The sequence below is a fragment of the Dongia sp. genome, assembly GCF_041909655.1.
In the GTDB taxonomy this organism is placed as follows: domain Bacteria; phylum Pseudomonadota; class Alphaproteobacteria; order Dongiales; family Dongiaceae; genus Dongia.
Window position 1 is genome coordinate 194,030 of the sequence record NZ_JAYRDA010000002.1, and the last position, 18,096, is coordinate 212,125.

Genomic DNA, 18,096 nt, shown 5'->3' on the forward strand with positions numbered 1-18,096 from the left:
ACCTCCCTCGGGCCGGCGCTGGACCAGACGCTATTCCCACTCTAATTCAGTATACGCCGCCGTGACGTTGCGCGCATTGTAGTCGTCAAAGAGCAGCCAGCGGCCCTTCTCGGACAATCCGACCGTTGCCGTGGCGGCCTGCAAAGTGCCGCCGGCCGCCAGAATCCGGCGGGTTTCCGTAACGATTACCTTCAGATAGCGCCGCTCGTCCGCCAATGCATCGGGCCACGCGGCCGCAACGGGACCGTGACCAGGAACCACTTTCCGGGCCGGGATCTCGGCCAATCTGTCAAGCACGGCGAGCCAGCCCAGGACCGATCCGTCCACTGCGGGGATACGCTCGAGAAAAACAAGATCGCCCGCGAACAACGTCCCGGTCGCCTCGTCGAGAACGGTGAGGTCACTATCAGTATGGGCGGGAGGATGGGCCTCCAAGATCAGAACCCTATCTCCCAGGTCGATCGTTTCCCGCGTGCTGACGAGGTGTTTAGGCAGGACGAACCACGCTTCGGAAACGTCCTGCCCTAGCGTTTCTGCCGCCCGCGCGAGATAACTTTCCTGCCGCGCCCGCAATGCCGCCGGCAGATTGGCATGACCGATGAAGACCGGCGCTTCAGCGGAAAAAGCCGAATTGCCCAGAATGTGATCTGGATGGAAATGGGTGTTGACGACATAACCAATAGGCCGATCGGTCACCTCCCGTATGGCGCTGAGTAGCGCCGTACCGATGACGGGGCTGCCGCCAGTGTCAATGATCGCCACCGACCGAGTGCCGACAACGAAGCCGATATTCGCGATGCCACCGTCATTTTCCGGATTCGCTTCCGCATGTTCGCCGCGATAGACGTAGACGCCAGGCGCTACCTCCGTCACGGAAAGGGCCGCTTGCGCAAAGGCGGGGCACGCTGGCGGGATTGCGGCCACGGCAATTGCGATCACGAACAAATGACCGGCACGACGCAAATGCGAAAACGGGTGCGACATGATCGATGCCATTCTCCCTTGTACTTTAGGCTGAGAGCAGCGTTGAACGCTTGTGGTGCCCGGGTTCGATTCCTAATATTCAATCAATTGGGACAAGTCGCCATCTGACAAATGTACGGCAGATCGGTAAGAGCGACCATCATACTAATGACGTACAACAAGTTTCTGGGAGTTTGTGCATGCTGCGATCGTCTTTCACGGCGGCGACCATCATTTTGACAACAACCCTCTGCGCCACGGCTGCCTCCTATGCCGTCGATAACGGCGACCCCACAAAGGGAAAGAAGATTTTTGCGCGCTGTGCGGCGTGCCATTCCGTGGAGGCCGACGTCAACAAGATCGGTCCTTCTCTTCACGGCATTATTGGCCGTCCCGCCGGCACGATTGCCGATTTCAAGTATTCCGATGCGATGAAGAGCAGCGGCCTCACCTGGGACCCCGATACGCTCGACAAATATCTGACCAAGCCGAAGGAGCTCATCCCTGGCAACAAGATGATTTTCCCCGGATTGCCCAAGCCGACCGATCGCGCAGACCTTATCTCCTATCTTCAGGAAGCAGCCGGCGCCGCGCAATGAGAACCCACGCCGCTCTCCGACATGCCTTCATCGGTCTGGCAATCTCTTCTACCATCGGCACGGCAAGTTTTTTTGTCGCTGCCGAGGCCAAGGCCCAGACGACCGAACTAATCGTCAAGATCGGTTATCTCGGCGAGGCGATCCCGGAGCGCGAGCCGTTATCCCTGGTCGAAGTGGTTGCGACGGACAAGGGAATGGCCGGCGCAAGGCTGGGCATCGAAGACAACAACACGACCGGGAAATTCCTCAAACAATCCTACACCTTGCTGGAAACCATCATCCCCGAGAAAGGCGACCTTCATCAGGCTGCCAAGGACATGAGCGCAGCCGGCATCAAATTGGTGGTTGCCGCCTTGACGGCCGATCGTCTCCTGGAACTTGCGGCCTTTCCGGAAATGCAGGACGCACTTATCTTCAATGTTCAAGCGCAAGATGACGGCCTGCGCATCTCCGGCTGCCGGGCCAATGTCTTCCACATGGTTCCCAGCCGCGCCATGAAAGCCGATGCGCTGGCGCAATATCTGATCAGCAAGCAATGGCCGCGCTGGGTTCTCATTTCCGGGGCGTTGCCGGCGGACAAGGCCTTCGCTGACGCCATAAGACGGGCGGCAAAGCGCTTCGGCGGAGAAATCGTGGAAGAACGGGTCTATGAGTTCGAGGCGGGTGCGCGCCGAAGCGACACCGGTCAGCAGCAGGTCCGCAAGCAAATGACCGACCTCACCCAGCGTCTGCCGGATTATGACGTGATGATCGTCGCTGACGAGAGTGAGGTTTTCGGCGAATATCTCCCCTACCGCACTTGGTCACCGCGACCCGTTATGGGTACGCAGGGATTGATCCCCACAGCATGGCACCGTAGTCAGGAGCAATGGGGCGGCACGCAGCTTCAGCGCCGTTTCACCAAAGCGGCTGGCCGCTGGATGTTGGAGGAGGATTACACTGCCTGGATGGCCGTCCGGTCGATCGGCGAGAGTGTTACCCGCAGCACCCAGGCTGACCCTGAAACACTAAGGCAATTCATGCTGTCGGATGCGTTCCAGTTGGGGGCATTCAAGGGCCAGGGCCTGACCTTCCGCCGATGGAACCAGCAATTGCGCGAGCCGATCCTGCTGGCATCGCCGACGATGCTGGTTTCAGTCTCGCCGCAGGAAGGATTCCTGCACCAACGCACGCCCCTGGACACTCTGGGTTATGACGAACCGGACTCAGAATGCCGGCTCAATCCGTGATCGATATCGCCGCCGTCGGCAGAATATGACCGTTATGGGAGGTTGAGATGAATCGCTTGCCAGCTTGCGTTCTCGCTCTGATGGGTCTTGTGACGACGACCCCGGCCCTGGCGTATACCGCCTATGTCTCCAATGAGAAAGGCAACACGATCAGCGTCATCGATTTGACGACGATGGAAGTGACGGCGACCGTGCCGGTGGGTGAGCGCCCGCGAGGCATCACGCTCAGCGCCGATCAGAAGCAAATCTATATCTGCACCAGCGATGCCGACCATATCGAGGTGTTCGACGCAGACAGCTTGAGCTTGATCAGGACCCTGCCAAGTGGACCCGATCCGGAACTCTTTGCCTTGGCACCGGCAGGCGATCTGCTCTATGTCGCCAACGAGGACAACAACATGGTGACGGTCGTCGATGTCGGCCCGGGTGCGGTCGCTGCCGAGATCCCGGTCGGCACCGAGCCCGAAGGCATGGGTGTCAGTCCGGATGGCAAATGGCTGGTCAGTACGTCGGAAACGACCAGCATGGCCCATTTCATCGATACGGCGAGCTTCGAGGTGACGGATAGCGTCCTGGTGGATGCAAGACCGCGTTACGCAGCCTTCACGCCCGATGGTAAGCATGTCTGGGTCTCGTCGGAAATCGGCGGTACCGTGAGTGTGATAGACGTTGCCACCCGCCAGATCGTCCAGAAGATCACCTTCGAGGTGCAAGGATTGCGGAAGGAATCAATCCAGCCGGTCGGCATCGCCATCACGCCCGACGGCAAGACAGCCTTCGTGGCGCTCGGGCCGGCAAATCGGGTTGCCGCGATCGATGTCGCCAGCTTTGCGGTCAAGGAATATCTGCTGGTGGGCCAGCGCGTGTGGCAGCTGGCCCTCACGCCCGACAGCAAGTTCCTGCTCAGCACCAATGGTGAATCCAATGACATCTCCGTTATCGATGTCGAATCCCTGAAAGTCATAAAATCCATAGCGGTTGGCGAACTCCCTTGGGGCGTCGTTATCCGGTGAGTGGGTCCATCCGGTGGAGCCCATGGTGGCCAGCCACGAAGGGATAGCGACATCGCCGTCCGGGCAATCCCCCGCCCTCTCGATCGCCGACCTCAATCACCACATCGGCGGGCGGGCGATCCTGGAGCACATCAACCTGCAAGTGCCGGCGGGGCAATTTACCGTGCTCCTGGGGTTAAACGGCGCCGGCAAGACGACATTGTTCTCGCTGATCACCCGTCTCTATGCTGCACAGCAAGGGTCCATCAGTATTTTCGATGTGGATTTGCGGCGGGACAGCTCGGCGGCGCTCGCCATGCTGGGTGTCGTTTTCCAGCAACGTGCTCTCGATGCGGATCTCACCGCCCGACAAAATCTCTGGTATCACGCATCCCTGCACGGCATGACCTGGCGCCGGTCCAGCACCCGCATAGCCGAAGAATTGGCGCGCGTCGGTCTCTCGGACAAGGCCGAGCAAAAGATTCGAGCCTTTTCCGGTGGCGAGGCACGGCGGGTCGAACTCGCCCGCGCCTTGCTCCACGACCCAAGACTTCTGCTTTGCGACGAAGCCACCGTCGGCCTCGACATCAAAAGTCGCGCCGACATCATTGCCGATGTCCGCGGCCTCGTCACCGCGCGCGGCATGAGCGTGCTCTGGTCGACCCATCTGATCGACGAAGTCCAGCCAGATGATTTCACCATCATCCTCCATCGCGGCCATATCCTGCGGACCGGTCTTGCCGCGGATATTGTGCAGGAATTGAATGCGGTCGATCTCAATGACGCCTTTCGCCGATTGACGGAAAGCCGCGACATATGAGTTACAAGCTATCCGCCGGCGCCTGGCTGCGCTGCTTCTACGGGATCGTCTGGCGGGAGGGGCTGCGCTTTGTCCATCAGCGCAGCCGATTTGTTTCGGCTCTGGTACGGCCCCTGATATGGTTGTTCGTTTTCGCCGCCGGTTTTCGCGCCGTTCTCGGCGTCTCGATCGTGCCGCCTTACGAAACATACATACTCTACGATGAGTATATCGTTCCCGGTCTCATCGCCATGATCCAGCTTTTCAACGGCATGCAGAGCTCGCTGTCCATCGTCTATGACCGTGAGGTCGGCAGCATGCGCGTGCTCCTCACCAGTCCGCTCCCCCGCTGGTTTCTTCTGGTATCGAAACTGACCGCCGGCACCTTGCTCTCGTTGCCACAGGTCTACGTTTTCCTCTTGATTGCCCGGCTTTACGGCATTGATATACCTGCTTCGGGCCATCTTGTTGTCCTGCCCGCATTGCTGCTCTCAGGCCTGATGCTGGGCGCGCTCGGCCTCCTGCTCTCGTCCCTCATCCGCCAGTTGGAAAACTTCGCCGGCGTGATGAATTTCGTGATCTTCCCCATGTTCTTCGCTTCTTCCGCACTATATCCCTTGTGGAAGATAGAAGAATCGAGCCCCCTCCTGCGCGACATCTGCGGCTTCAATCCATTCACCTATGCGGTTGAACTGATACGCTTTACGCTCTACGGCAAGATCGACATCTTTGCTACATTGGCGGTGCTTGGATTCAGTGCCTTCTTTCTGAGCGCCGCCATCTTTGCCTATGACCCATCGAAAGGCCTGATCGCGCGCATGCGCCCAGGTGCTTGAAAGGAGAACGGCATGCCGGCCAAAGCTTACTTGCGAGCGATCGCTCTCTCCTCACTTCTTGGCTTCTCGGCGCCGACGCAAGCGCAGGATTCTTCGCCGACAGCGGCACCGAGCAACTGGCCTTGCGAACAGGTCCTGCGACCGGAAATCTCACTCGGCGCCATATGGTCTGGCCCGGGTTTGGCTGACGCGACCGAAACATGGCGCAACGTACCGGCCGTCGCGACATTGGTGGCACAGGTGGCACCCCGCCGCACGCCACAGGATGATGCCGTGGCAGCCCTGCACCGCTTTGCCGCCGGATATACAAAGGACCGGCAGCACGTCATGATCCAGGTTCTGGCTGGCCTCTTCGATACCATGAACCGGGAGAGGCGCGACATCATCCGCGGCATCCGCCGCTTCACCGAACGCCAGGACAGCCTGTCTCAACGCATCGAGGAAGGCTGGCGGATACTGGACAACCTGGATCCAAGCTCGACCGATCCCGTTATCGCCGAGCAGCGCTTTTCCCTGCAACAGGCGATTGATTGGGATTCCCGTGTGTTCGATGACCGGCAGAAGCTCCTGCCGGAGATATGCCAGCAGCCGGTCATTATCGAACAGCGCCTCTTCACCCTGTCGCGGGCGATCCAGGAAGATATTTCCGCCGGCCAATAGCAGCGTCCGATGCCACTCTCATCCTTTGGAACAACAGCGCCTCCCGGCTCTCGACGGATGAAAATATTCAAGGATATAACCGAAGGGTCGTGCCGATGTGATCGCGGGCGCTACCGCCGCGCACATCGTTAAGAGGGGCGCTGGATCAGAAGAAATCTGGAGGATACGAACATGGCTGTATCGATACATCCGTCCGTGGATAACGGCGTCAAGCCAGGATCAAAGACTTTTTCCGGCGGAACTTTGACATGCAAATGCGCGACGGATCCCGTGACCGTCACCATCAGCGCCCAAACCGCGCACAATCACGTCTGCGGCTGCACCAAGTGCTGGAAACCGGCGGGAGCAACCTTCGCACAGATTGCCGTCGTTTCGCGTGACGCCGTCAACGTTACGAAGAACGCGCAGAAACTCAAGGTCGTCGACCCAAACGCCACCATCCAGCGCCATGCCTGTTCTGGCTGCGGTGTTCATATGTACGGCCGCATCGAGAACAAGAACCATCCATTCTACGGCCTCGACTTCGTGCATACCGAGTTGTCCAAGGAAGATGGCTGGTCGGCGCCCGAATTCGCCGCTTTCGTTTCCTCGGTGATCGAAGCTGGTACGAAGCCGGATCAGATGGCCGGGATCCGGGCGCGGTTGCGGGAACTCAAGCTCGAACCCTATGACTGCCTCTCGCCACCCTTGATGGACGCCATCGCAACGCATCTTGCCAAAGCCTCCGGCGTCCTGAAGGCGTGACAAAGCTGACATGAGATCGGCAGCGTAGGGCATCAAACTACGCTGCCGCTATCTTTCCCTGAACGAAATCGGATCACGTAATCGCCGGAATCCATGGATTTGAATTCCTTTCAGAGACGCTGCTGTCCTTCACGATTGAGGCGGCGGGCCAGGGGCGGCAAGGCCAGCGTGAACAACCAGCATGCCGCCAGCATCGTGGCGGAGCCAATAAGGCATGCCGCGAGACCGCCCACGCCATAGAGCAAGCCCGATAACAGCGTGCCCATGAAGCGTCCAGCCGCATTGGCGGCATAATAGAAGCCGACATCCTCGGCGGCCTTTTCCGAGCCGGCATAGGCAAGGACGAGATAGGAATGGACCGAGGAATTGATGGCAAAGGCGACGCCGAAAAGAATTAACCCCGTCACCACGGCGATGAGTTCGTAGCTCTGACCGAAGTTCAACCAGCCGACCATTGCAGCCGGAATCAAGGCGAGCAGAAACGACCAGAGCCTCGCCGCCGCGATGCCATCCTGATGGTTGCGGCCGCCGCCTCGTACCAATGCTGGCGCCACCGCCTGTACCAGCCCATACCCGATGGTCCAGATTGCCAGGAAGGTGCCGACCATGGTGAAGGTCCAGCCTGCGGCATAGAGAAAGATCGGCAAGCCGACCACGAACCACACATCCCGCGCGCCAAAAAGGAAGACCCGGGCCGCGGCAAGAAGGTTGATTCCGCGCCCCTTTGCAAAGAATTCGCGGGCTGACTTCGAGGCCTGAGCCTTACCCATCTGAGCGGGCAGCGACAGAACGACGCCCAGCAACACCAATCCGAGGAGCGTCGCCATCGTCCAGAGCGCGGCTTTGAAGCCCAGACCTTCGAGGAGTACGCCGCCCAGGAAGAAGCCAAAACCTTTCATCGCATTCTTGCTGCCTGTGAACCAGGCAACCCAACGAAAGAGCTTTCCAGGTGTTTCATCACCCAGGGCTTGATCGGCAGTCAGCTTGATCGCCGATTTGCTGGCGGTCTTGGTAAGATCCTTGGCAACGCCGCAAATGCCCTGTGCCGCCACGACCCAAGCGACCGAGGCCATGGCGCTCCATTCGGGCATCAGGGCCGACATCATCAGGAATCCGCTGATCTGGGTAATGAGGCCAACGGCCAACATGCGGGCAATGCCGAAATGTGTCGCTAGCCAACCGCCGATCAGATTGGCAAGGACGCCGGCTGCTTCATAAAGTAGGAACAAGAAGGCAAGCGTGAGCGGCGAATAGCCGAGGCGAAAGAAATGCAGCAGCACCAGCATGCGCAAGGCGCCGTCGGTCAGTGTGAAGCCCCAATAGGCGGCCGTAACAATCACATAGTTGCGAGTGGCGCTCACGATCGATCAGAGTCCCGCTTGGCTTAGGATGCAGGCGAGATCCACCATGCGGCAGGCGTAGCCCATCTCGTTGTCGTACCAGGCATAGACCTTGAGCAGGGTATCATCTGTCACCATGGTAGACGGTGCATCGACGATGCTGCTGCGCGTATCGCGCGCGTAATCAGCCGAAACCAGTGGCCGGGTTTCGTAGCCGAGAATACCCGCGAGCGACCCGGTAGCGGCCTGTCGGAAGAGGTTGTTCACCTCATCGGCATCGGTTGCGCGTCGCAATTCGAAGACACAATCTGTCAGGCTGGCGTTGAGCACAGGTGCGCGAACCGCATGGCCATTCAGCTTTCCCTTGAGTTCCGGATAGATGAGCGCAATCGCCGTGGCGCTACCCGTCGTGGTCGGCTGAAGCGAGAGCATGGCACTTCGCGCACGCCGGAGATCCTTGTGGGGGGCATCGGTCACGACATTCGTGTTGGTAGGGTCGTGGATCGTGGTGATCTGGCCATGGCGGATACCGATGGCCTCGTGCACGACCTTCACCACCGGCGCAAGGCAATTGGTCGTGCAGGAGGCCGCTGTGACGATCGGGTATTTCGCGGGGTCATAGAGATGGTCGTTCACCCCGACCACGACGTTGAGCACAGTGTCGAACTTGACGGGAGCAGCGACAACAACGCGCCTGGCACCACGATCGAGATGACCTTGCAGGGCGCTCGGCGTCAGGAATTTCCCCGTGCATTCCAGCACAAGGTCGACACCGAAGTCACCCCAGGGGATATTGGCAGGTTCGGCGTGATCGGAGAATGTGATGCGGCGGCCATTGACGCTGATCGCATCCTCACCTTCCACGCCGATATCGGCACCGCGCCAGCGGCCCTGGACGCTGTCGAATTCGAGAAGGTGTGCCGTCGCGGCCGCGCCGCCCTTCAACTCGTTCACATGAACGATTTCCAGGCGATTATCCTTCCTGGGATCGTCATCGGGCCGCTCGGCGGCGCCCAATGCCGCCCGCAAAGCCAGACGCCCGATGCGGCCCATGCCGCTGATACCCACGCGCATGATGGAATTCCCTTGTTGCCCGGCGTTATCGCGCCATCACATGCGGATCGGCGAGTTCGTCAAGCCGGGCTTTCAGAGACATGCGGTTCAGCGAATTGATCGGCAGATTGATGAATATCTCCAGACGTCGTCGCAAACCTGCATAGATCTCATTGATAAGGGTTGCCCGCTCGATGGCACTGCCCGTGAATTTCGCCGGATCCGGCAGCGGCCAGGCAGCGGTAACGACGCTGGTTCCGAAATCCGGACAGACCTGACCCGCGACGGTGTCGCAAAGCGCGATCACAAAATCGATCTGTGGAGCATTGGGCTGGATGAACTCGTCCCATGATTTCGAGCGAAGGCTGGAGACGTCATGGCCAAGTGCCTTCAACTGCGCCAGTACCTCCGGCAGCGGGCCTTCTGCGGCCGGAGCCGATCCCGCGGAATAGGCGCGGAAGCGATTGCCGCCGACCTTGGCGAGGATTGCTTCGGCCATGATCGAGCGGGCCGAATTCCGGGTGCATAGGAAGAGGACATTGAAGGGATCCGCTGGCATGGCTTTGGTCTCCGAGAAAAGTGAGTCGAGGAAACTGCTCAGTTCCGCGTTACGGCCTGTGTTCAGGCCGCAGCAGGTTTCGGCAAGGTAAGCGAGCAAGTCACGGAGGCGCGCCATATGCGCGGCGTAAACCAGGCTGCGGCCATAACGCCTGACGATGACAAGTTCCGCCTGCTCGAGTGCACGAAGATGGAACGACAGGGTCGAGGACGCGACGTCCAGTTGCGCCGCAATGTCGCCAGCCGGCATGCCGGTCGGGCCTGCGGCCAGAAGCGCGCGGATCAGGTCCAGGCGGGTGGTCTGGCCGAGGGCGGTGAAAAGCTCTGCTGCTTCAATCGATTCCATTATTCAACAATAGTAGAAACGACTGAGTATAGGCGTTAAACTATTATGACAATCTCATCACATCGTTACATTAAATCAATAGCTTACGGCTGCGAACCAGCGTCACCGCCGCCACACTGGACCGGGCTTATTGCAGGAGCCTTCTGAGGGCTGCAATCTCCGTAGGTGGCTCCGGCTGCTACGCCGCACGGAAGAACTCTGCGAAAGGGAAACGGTCCGTCGTGCACGCTCAAGCACGGATCGATCGATCATCGCACCATTCAAGCGGGCAGCCCCACCGCCATTTGAGAGTGCCCAGCGTCACTTAAATTCAGCCGCCGAAGCCGTTAAATCACCGCCTCTCGGGTCTCACTTACTTTGCTGACGGATAAGCTGAATCAAGTCTCCCTCGCTGGCGGGGTAAACCACTTCTCTTTGGGCACGATCAACGGCTGTGGCGGTTGTTCGTAAAATTGCGGCGACATGATCTGGACAGCGAATTCATTGAACACATCCTGAATCGAGCCATGCAGGGCCGATAGCGCGGAGACCCGATCGGCGGGAATGGGAAGGACCGCAAACAGTTCATATTCGACATAGAAATCCGTGAGGGCGCGCTGATAGATATAGGGGGGTGGGTCTTTCGCCAGTTGATTCACGCGGTCGGCGGCCATAAGCAGCATGGCATGAACTTGACGCCAAGGCGTATCGTAGCCGATCGTGATCTTGGTCGATATCTGGCATGCACCCGTCTTGAGGCGCTGCGAGTAATTAATGACCGTGTTCTCGACCAGGACGGAGTTCGGGATAGTAACCTCGGCATTACTCGGCGTAACCAGTTTGGTTGAAATGGCGCCGACTTCCGAGACCGTTCCCTCATGGATATCAATCTGGACATAGTCGCCCGGCCGCAACGAGCGGGAATAGGCGAGCACCGTTCCGCTCATCATCTGCGAGACGACGCCTGTCGATCCCAGCGAGACCATCAGGCCGAAAAGGACGCTGAGGCCCTGGAAGGCGAGGCTATCCGACCCGGGTATGTAGGGATAGGCAACTGCAAGCGCAATGCCCCAGATGAGGATACGCAGGATCTTGCGGGTCGCGCCAGCTGTCTCCGGATCGATCAGCGGGACTTTAACATGCTCCTGTTCAGCGGCCCGAATGACGTTGCCGACTGAAAGGCTGATCGCCTGCGCAAGAAGGATAATTACGGCGACAGTCAGAATCCCTGGAACTGCGCTGATGGCACTCGAGGCGAGGTTTTCCAGTAGCACGAGAACGACGCTGCCCAATTGTGTGCCGAGAGGTTGCGTGACCGGGAACTGGCTGAGTACGAAGGTTACCCAGAGATAGATCAGCGCCAGAATGGCAAAGGTCGTCAGCAATTGTACGACGCGGGCGGTAAAGGCATAGCCATAACGCCGCCAATCCAGTCCGGCATGCGTGGCGCGCTCGATGCTGCGCGTGATCAGGGCGCTGGCCCAATCATGAATCCGAATGCGAAGTTGCCATGCCAGCCAGATGAGACCCAAGAGCAGAATGCCGCCGCCGACAGAATAGAGAATGGCGCGCAAGAGAATCATCGGCCGTTGCTGCTCCAGCCGTGCGGCGAAAGCCTCCTTCAATTTCGCCTTGGCGTCTTCGGCCAAGTTCCGGATTGAATTCGGCTGTTCTGGGTCGATGTCACCTGGTGCGACGCCAAACAGCAGGCGCCCATCCAGGGTCAGGACGAGGCCTTCTCTGCCGGCCAAGACAACTGCCTGGATCTCTATCTCGTTGCCAAGCAGGACATCGTCCAGATCTGACAGGCGGCGAAGCGCAAACTCGGCCCGCTGCTGCGGCGTCAGTGGACCGACCGAATCCCGGAACACCATGATCGGTCGATTGAGATAGGTTAGTGTTGCGGGTTCCAGTGAGTTCCTGCCTTCGCCATCCTGGGCCCTGGCGTCGGCCGCTGTCAAAACGCCGGCAAGAAGGGCTCCCATGAAAAGCATGGCCACCCATCTGCAGCGAAGCGTCTTGCCTCCGCAAAGCAGAACGAACGATCTCCTCAAGAAGCACCCTGCAGCAGCCGGACTTACCATCCTTGATCTCTCCACTAGTTTACTTGATCTTCGGCGTGCCGGATGCGTTGCAGGAATCGGTTCTCCCGGTCAGTTCGATCACGGCCGCTTCCGTGCTGGTAAAGACCATGCCGACCCCAAGCCTCTCTGCCAGGCCGGAGCGCTGCACGCATTTTCGGGCATTGCTGTTGAGTTCGCAGAGGCACATCAACATGCCCGCGGCGGCCAGCTCAGCACGCAGATCCTCCAGCTTGGCGACGGCCGTGCTGTCCAGAAGATTCACGGCCGAGGCATCAAGAACCACCCATTTGGTGGTTGCGCGCCGTGCCAGGGCGATTTTCAACAGGCGATGCTTGAGATAATCCGCATTGAAGAAAACGACTGCGGATTGAATCATAACGATCACCATGCCCGGAACCGGCTCGGCCTCCGGATAACGATGCAGTTTGACAAGGCCGGGGCGCCCCGGCAGGAAGCCAAGTAATGCGGTGCGTGGGTGCGATGCCGTCCACAGCAGCTGCAACAGGGTGACGGCGATCGCGATGAAGACTCCCTGCAGAACGCCTACAACGGCAACCCCCAACATGGTGATGAGCGAAAAGCCGAACTCGGTCGGATCAATCCGCCGGATGGCACGTAGCTCCTTGAGGTCGATGAGGTCGATGGCTGCCGAAATGAGCACGGCACCGAGCGTGGCAGTGGGCAGGTAAGCGAGGAGATCAGCAATGAATAGAACGGCGACTGCCACTCCGGCTGCGGCAATCAGCGCCGTCAGTTGCGATCGCCCGCCGATCGCAAAATTTACGGCCGTGCGAGAATCCGAGGCCGTCACGGGGAAGCCGCCGAACAACCCGCTCGCGATATTGGCGCCGCCGAATCCGATCAACTCCCGGTCGGCGCTGACATCGCTTCTCGCCTTCATCGCGAAGCTTCGCGCCGTCACAATCCCGGAGCCGAAGCTCACCACCATGATCGCAATCGCCCCGCCCAGCAGGTCGGCGGCCTGTGCCAAGTCGATACCGGGCCAGGTCAGGTGAAAGGCGATCGGCGGCAGCGTTCCAATAACGTCGACATCGTACCGCGGCAGATCCGCGATGGCGGAAACGCCAATCGCACCTGCGATGACCATCAGCAAAGCCGGCATGCCGGGCAAGCATCGTTGCAGCAGGCGTACTGCAACCAGCGATCCGATCCCGACCGTCAAGGTCCCCCAATGTACCAAGTCGACATGCCGCGCGAATTCCGCGAGGGGGCGCAGGATACCGCCGGCTTCAATCGGAACGGCGGTCAAGCGTGTGATCTGACCGATGATCAGGCTGATCGAAATACCTATGAGAAAACCGACCAGCATTGGCCGCGACAGGAAATTCGCCAGAACGCCCAGACGCAGCCACCCCGCCGCCAGACAAAGAAACCCCACCATCACCGCCAGCATCTGCGCCAGGGTCGCTCTCGCATCGGCATCGGGAAGGGCGAACGCGCCGAGGATGCCAGCCAACATGATGCAGGTAGCCGTGTCCGGGCCTACCATCAATTGACGTGACGGCCCGACCAGGGCATAGCCCAGCATGGAAAAGATCGCGGCGAACAAACCGGTCTCGAGCGGCAGACCGGCAATGGCCGGATAGGCGATGGCCGAGGGAAGCGATACCGCGGCGACCGATAGTCCCGCCGACAGGTCATACTTCAGCCAAGCAGGCCGGTAATCTCGGGCTTGCGAGAGAAGCGGTAGCTGAATCGCGCTGGTGATCGGTTTCATCGGAGATGCATCAGAGTTACAGGAAGATCGACCCAGTGCTGCGCAATCGAGATTGTGCGGCACTGTGCAACAAGCATTGCTATGAGTGCGCCTTCGCGAGGGAGCAAAGCCAAGGAGAAGCGATCCGGCAGTGAAAGAGGAGTATGTTACAGTAGCGTTCCAAATTCCCCGTTCGCCGATGGGGAAGCTCTGTTAGTTTTTTGATCGGTCAATTCATCTCACCCATTCACTTCACCCGTTGTGCAAGTGAAGAGCACAAGCCGAGTTACCGCGTCGATCGAGACAGAAATTAAGATGAAGTTTTTGAGAGACGAGGGCGCACACGATCCGCGCCGATATCCGGCATACTGTCGGCAGCTTGAATAGTTTTGACGCAGGCTGGCATTCCTTCGCCTCGCAAAGATGGTTCTGGAGAAGTTAGCGCGGCCTGGCTTTCTGCGACCAACCGGACAACGGAGGTAGGCGATGAAAAAGACCATCAAGAAAGCAAAAACGGCTGGCCACAAGCCGAACCGGGCGGCCGAAAGGCTCGGCAACAAGGAATACAATGCTGCACTGCGAAAGCTGCATGTCGAATTGGTGACATTGCAAGAATGGGTCAAGGCGACGGGCGCCAAGATCTGCATCGCATTCGAAGGGCGGGACGGCGCCGGTAAGGGCGGCACCATCAAGGCCATCACGGAACGAGTGAGTCCGCGTGTCTTCCGGGTCATCGCCCTGCCCGCACCGACCGAGCGGGAAAAATCTCAGATGTATATCCAGCGCTACCTGCCGCACATGCCGGCGGCCGGCGAAATCGTGATCTTCGACCGCTCCTGGTACAATCGAGCCGGTGTTGAGCGAGTGATGGGCTTCTGCAGCGAAGAGCAGGTCAAGAAATTCCTGCGCATGGCACCGGCGGTGGAGCGCGCTATTGTCGATTCCGGCATCATCCTGATCAAATATTGGCTGGAAGTATCCGAAGCCGAGCAGACCCGGCGTCTCCAGGCCCGGATAGGCGACGGCCGCAAGATCTGGAAATTGTCGCCGATGGATCTCAAATCATATAGCCGTTGGTACGACTATTCCCGTGCTCGCGACGAGATGATTCAGGCGACCGATACCGCCTGGGCGCCCTGGTATGTGGCTCAATCGGATGACAAGAAGCGCGCCCGTCTGAATATTATCACCCATATGCTAGGATTGATCCCCTATCATGAGGTGTCGCGCGCCAAGGTGAAGCTGCCGAAGCGGCAGCGGGACAAGGGCTACCGCGAGCCACAATACGCCTTCAAACGCGTCCCCGAAAAATTCTAAATCGGCTGCCTTTGCCGTGCCGAGCGCCGCCACCAGCGCGGTACGTTACCGTAACGATCCCTCTCACTGAGTGGTAGCGCGCCTATCGTTATCTTGATTGGCATCGTCTGCCCGATTGCGTCGTCACAGGGAGACAATTTCATGACCGCCACGACTCTTTCGGATGTCGATGTCGCACGACCCGGCCGATCAGACAAACTGACGCTCCTCCCGCTTATCGCCTTGGTCATTGGCTCCATGATCGGGGGCGGCGTTTTTAATCTTCCTTCCGACATGTCCGGGCGGGCATCACCCGGTGCCATCATCATCGGCTGGGTGATCACCGGTTTCGGCATGCTGATGCTGGCTTTCGTTTATCAAAGCCTTGCTGTGCGAAAACCTAATCTGAATGCCGGCCCCTATGCCTATGCCCGCGCCGGATTCGGCTCATATGTGGGCTTCAATAGTGCTTGGGGCTACTGGCTCAGCGCCTTTCTTGGCAATGTCGCCTATGCGGTCGCTATTTTCTCCGCGCTTTCCTATTTCTTTCCTTTCTTCGGCGGCGGCAACAATGTCGCTTCGATCATCGGCGCCTCCTTGTGTCTCTGGCTGGTGCACGGGTTGGTGCTCAAGGGCATCAAACAGGCGACATTCATTAACGTCGTCACCACGATCGCCAAGCTCGCGCCGCTGTTCCTGTTCATTCTTCTCGCCATCGTCGGCTTCAATCTCGACAAGATCAGCTTCGATTTCTGGGGTCGGGGTGGCATTGAAGGCGCTACCGATCTGGGCGCGATCATGGAGCAGGTCAAGGGAACCATGCTGGTGACGCTCTGGGTGTTTATCGGCATTGAGGGCGCCAGCGTCTACTCGGCGCGCGCGGCCAAAAGATCGGATGTCGGCCGCGCCACCGTGATCGGCTTTGTCGGCTCGCTCGGCATTTATGTGCTTGTGTCGCTTCTGGCAGCGGGTGTCATGACCCAACCGGAGCTGGGCGCACTCAAGGTGCCGTCGATGGCCGGTGTTTTTGAAACCCTGGTCGGCCCATGGGGTGCCGCATTGATCAATCTTGGCCTCATCCTGTCCGTCGGTGGGGCCTTCCTGTCCTGGACGCTGCTATGTGCCGAGATTCCCTATAGCTGCGGCCAGGACGGGACCTTTCCGAAGTGGTTTGCGCGCGAAAACGGCAACGGTGCGCCGGCCAACTCACTCTGGGCAACGAATGTCCTGATTCAAGCCTTCCTGGTGTTGAGTCTGTTCTCGCAAAGCGCCTATCAGTTCTTCTATTTCATCGCCTCGGTGGCGATCCTGCCTCCTTATGTATTGTCTGGCGCCTATGCCTTAAAACTCGCCGTGACGGGTGAAACTTACGGTGAAGGCCGCCAAGGCCGCACCCGCGATCTGATCATCGGGTTTCTCGCAACCGTCTACGGCCTCTGGCTGGTCTATGCCGCCGGGCTCGATTATCTGCTGATGTGCACGGTGCTCTTTGCGCCCGGTATCTTCGTCTTTCTCAAAGCCCGGCGCGAACGCGGCGAAAATGTGTTCTCCGGCGCGGAAATGCTGCTGGCCGTCATCATCGGGGTGCTTGCCGTCCTGGCCGCCTGGCTGATGTGGGTCGGCCGTATCAGCCCGTTCTGAGTCCATTCGGGAGAAAACTTACATGCGGACCTTCGGTGTACATTCGGAAGTCGGCAAATTGCGGACCGTCATGGTGTGCCGCCCATCCTTGGCTCATCAGCGCCTGACGCCGGCCAATTGCCATGATCTGCTCTATGACGACGTCATCTGGGTGCATGAAGCCCAGAAAGATCACTATGACTTCGCTCTCAAAATGCAGGAGCGCGGCATCGAAGTACTGGAGCTGCATGACCTCCTGGCGGCAACCTTGCTCGACAAGGAAGCGCGAAAATTTGTGCTCGACCGCCGTGTTACAATACATTCAGTCGGGATCGCGGTTGCCAAGGTGGTGCGGCCCTGGCTCAACGAGATGCCGGCGCCGCAACTTGCCACGCATCTGATCGGTGGCATCGCGATCGCCGATTTGCCGGACAGCACGGCGCGCCGCATGCTGGGCGAAGCCTTCGGCGGCACGGAATTCCTGCTGCCGCCGATCCCGAATACCTTGTTCCAGCGCGACCCCTCCTGCTGGATCTATGGCGGTGTTACCTGCAATCCGATGTACTGGCCGGCGCGCCAGCCCGAGACCCTGTTGCAGCGCGCCGTCTACAAGTTCCATCCCGAATTCAAGACTGGCGGCTTCAAGATCTGGTGGGGCGATTCGGATGAGATCTTCACCGGCGCCTCGATGGAAGGTGGGGACGTCATGCCGGTCGGCAAAGGTGTGGTGCTGATCGGCATGGGTGAGCGAACCACCCATCAGGCCGTCGGCCAGGTGGCCCAGCAATTGTTCAAGCACAAGGCGGCAAGCCGTGTGATCGCCTGCCTGATGCCGAAAAGCCGCGCCGCCATGCATCTTGATACGGTCTTCAGCTTCTGTGACCGAGACCTCGTCACCGTGTTTCGCGAGGTGGTTGATCAGATCCGTTGCTACAGCGTGCACCCCGAAGCCGATGACGGAACCTTCAAGGTCGTTGCAGAAAAGCAGCCTTTGCTGGAGGTGGTCCGCGACGCCTTGGGTCTTAAGGAATTGCGAGTCGTCGCTACCGGCGGAGACAGTTTCGAGGCCGAGCGCGAGCAATGGGATGACGGCAATAACGTGGTGGCGCTCGAGCCTGGCGTGGTGGTGGCCTATGACCGCAATGTCTATACCAACACGCTGCTGCGCAAGGCGGGTGTCGAAGTCATCACCATCCGCGGCGCGGAACTGGGCCGCGGTCGTGGCGGTGGCCATTGCATGACCTGCCCAATCTGGCGCGAACCGGCCTATTGAATTGCCTG

16 protein-coding genes are annotated in these 18,096 nt (G+C 59.3%); 10 read left to right on the top strand and 6 right to left on the bottom strand.

The window, feature by feature from the left end; genetic code table 11:
• Positions 1-30 precede the first annotated feature (30 nt).
• Positions 31-996: a quinoprotein relay system zinc metallohydrolase 2 gene (locus tag ACE3PR_RS04115; RefSeq protein WP_374368502.1), complete on the bottom strand. Its 966-nt coding sequence runs from the start codon at positions 994-996 to the stop codon at positions 31-33.
• Between the two features lie 167 nt (positions 997-1,163).
• Between ACE3PR_RS04115 and ACE3PR_RS04120 the strand changes: the two genes are divergently transcribed.
• The 7 genes from ACE3PR_RS04120 to gfa all read left to right on the top strand — a co-directional run bounded on the left by ACE3PR_RS04120 (position 1,164) and on the right by gfa (position 6,822).
• Positions 1,164-1,562: a cytochrome c family protein gene (locus ACE3PR_RS04120; protein ID WP_374368504.1), complete on the top strand. Its 399-nt coding sequence runs from the start codon at positions 1,164-1,166 to the stop codon at positions 1,560-1,562.
• Positions 1,559-2,791 carry an ABC transporter substrate-binding protein gene (locus ACE3PR_RS04125; protein WP_374368506.1) on the top strand — a complete coding sequence of 411 codons (1,233 nt, stop codon included), beginning with the start codon at positions 1,559-1,561 and terminating at the stop codon, positions 2,789-2,791. Before ACE3PR_RS04120 ends, ACE3PR_RS04125 begins: the two co-directional genes overlap by 4 nt.
• Before the next feature lie 47 nt (positions 2,792-2,838).
• Positions 2,839-3,804, top strand: a complete 966-nt coding sequence (locus ACE3PR_RS04130) for a YVTN family beta-propeller repeat protein (RefSeq protein ID WP_374368508.1) — start codon at positions 2,839-2,841, stop codon at positions 3,802-3,804.
• Between the two features lie 22 nt (positions 3,805-3,826).
• Positions 3,827-4,603 (top strand): ATP-binding cassette domain-containing protein, encoded by a 777-nt coding sequence (locus ACE3PR_RS04135; protein WP_374368510.1) that lies wholly within the window; start codon positions 3,827-3,829, stop codon positions 4,601-4,603.
• The gene (locus ACE3PR_RS04140) at positions 4,600-5,418 is read left to right on the top strand and encodes an ABC transporter permease (protein WP_374368512.1); all 819 of its coding nucleotides are present in this window, start codon (positions 4,600-4,602) and stop codon (positions 5,416-5,418) included. Before ACE3PR_RS04135 ends, ACE3PR_RS04140 begins: the two co-directional genes overlap by 4 nt.
• 12 nt (positions 5,419-5,430) lie before the next feature.
• Positions 5,431-6,078 (top strand): hypothetical protein, encoded by a 648-nt coding sequence (locus ACE3PR_RS04145; RefSeq protein ID WP_374368514.1) that lies wholly within the window; start codon positions 5,431-5,433, stop codon positions 6,076-6,078.
• A 171-nt stretch (positions 6,079-6,249) separates the two neighbouring features.
• Positions 6,250-6,822 (top strand): S-(hydroxymethyl)glutathione synthase, encoded by a 573-nt coding sequence (gene gfa / locus ACE3PR_RS04150; RefSeq protein ID WP_374368516.1) that lies wholly within the window; start codon positions 6,250-6,252, stop codon positions 6,820-6,822.
• Positions 6,823-6,932: 110 nt separating this feature from the next.
• Here the strand turns inward: gfa and arsJ are convergent, their stop codons facing one another.
• The 5 genes from arsJ to ACE3PR_RS04175 all read right to left on the bottom strand — a co-directional run bounded on the left by arsJ (position 6,933) and on the right by ACE3PR_RS04175 (position 13,920).
• Entirely contained in the window at positions 6,933-8,183 is a 1,251-nt protein-coding gene (arsJ, locus tag ACE3PR_RS04155) for an organoarsenical effux MFS transporter ArsJ (protein ID WP_374368518.1), read from the bottom strand.
• A gap of 6 nt (positions 8,184-8,189) precedes the next feature.
• Complete coding sequence (locus tag ACE3PR_RS04160) at positions 8,190-9,236, bottom strand: ArsJ-associated glyceraldehyde-3-phosphate dehydrogenase (protein WP_374368520.1); 1,047 nt, start codon at positions 9,234-9,236, stop codon at positions 8,190-8,192.
• Positions 9,237-9,261: 25 nt separating this feature from the next.
• Entirely contained in the window at positions 9,262-10,119 is an 858-nt protein-coding gene (locus tag ACE3PR_RS04165; protein WP_374368522.1) for a metalloregulator ArsR/SmtB family transcription factor, read from the bottom strand.
• Between the two features lie 377 nt (positions 10,120-10,496).
• The gene (locus ACE3PR_RS04170; RefSeq protein ID WP_374368524.1) at positions 10,497-12,092 is read right to left on the bottom strand and encodes a mechanosensitive ion channel family protein; all 1,596 of its coding nucleotides are present in this window, start codon (positions 12,090-12,092) and stop codon (positions 10,497-10,499) included.
• 109 nt (positions 12,093-12,201) lie between these two features.
• On the bottom strand, positions 12,202-13,920 hold the full coding sequence (locus tag ACE3PR_RS04175; RefSeq protein ID WP_374368526.1) for a SulP family inorganic anion transporter: 1,719 nt from the start codon (positions 13,918-13,920) through the stop codon (positions 12,202-12,204).
• 465 nt (positions 13,921-14,385) lie between these two features.
• Between ACE3PR_RS04175 and ppk2 the strand changes: the two genes are divergently transcribed.
• The 3 genes from ppk2 to arcA all read left to right on the top strand — a co-directional run bounded on the left by ppk2 (position 14,386) and on the right by arcA (position 18,088).
• The gene (gene ppk2, locus ACE3PR_RS04180; protein WP_374368528.1) at positions 14,386-15,216 is read left to right on the top strand and encodes a polyphosphate kinase 2; all 831 of its coding nucleotides are present in this window, start codon (positions 14,386-14,388) and stop codon (positions 15,214-15,216) included.
• Positions 15,217-15,357: 141 nt separating this feature from the next.
• A complete protein-coding gene (gene arcD / locus ACE3PR_RS04185) occupies positions 15,358-16,836 on the top strand; it encodes an arginine-ornithine antiporter (RefSeq protein ID WP_374368530.1) in 1,479 nt (492 codons plus the stop codon).
• A gap of 22 nt (positions 16,837-16,858) precedes the next feature.
• A complete protein-coding gene (gene arcA / locus ACE3PR_RS04190; protein ID WP_374368532.1) occupies positions 16,859-18,088 on the top strand; it encodes an arginine deiminase in 1,230 nt (409 codons plus the stop codon).
• Positions 18,089-18,096: the final 8 nt, after the last annotated feature.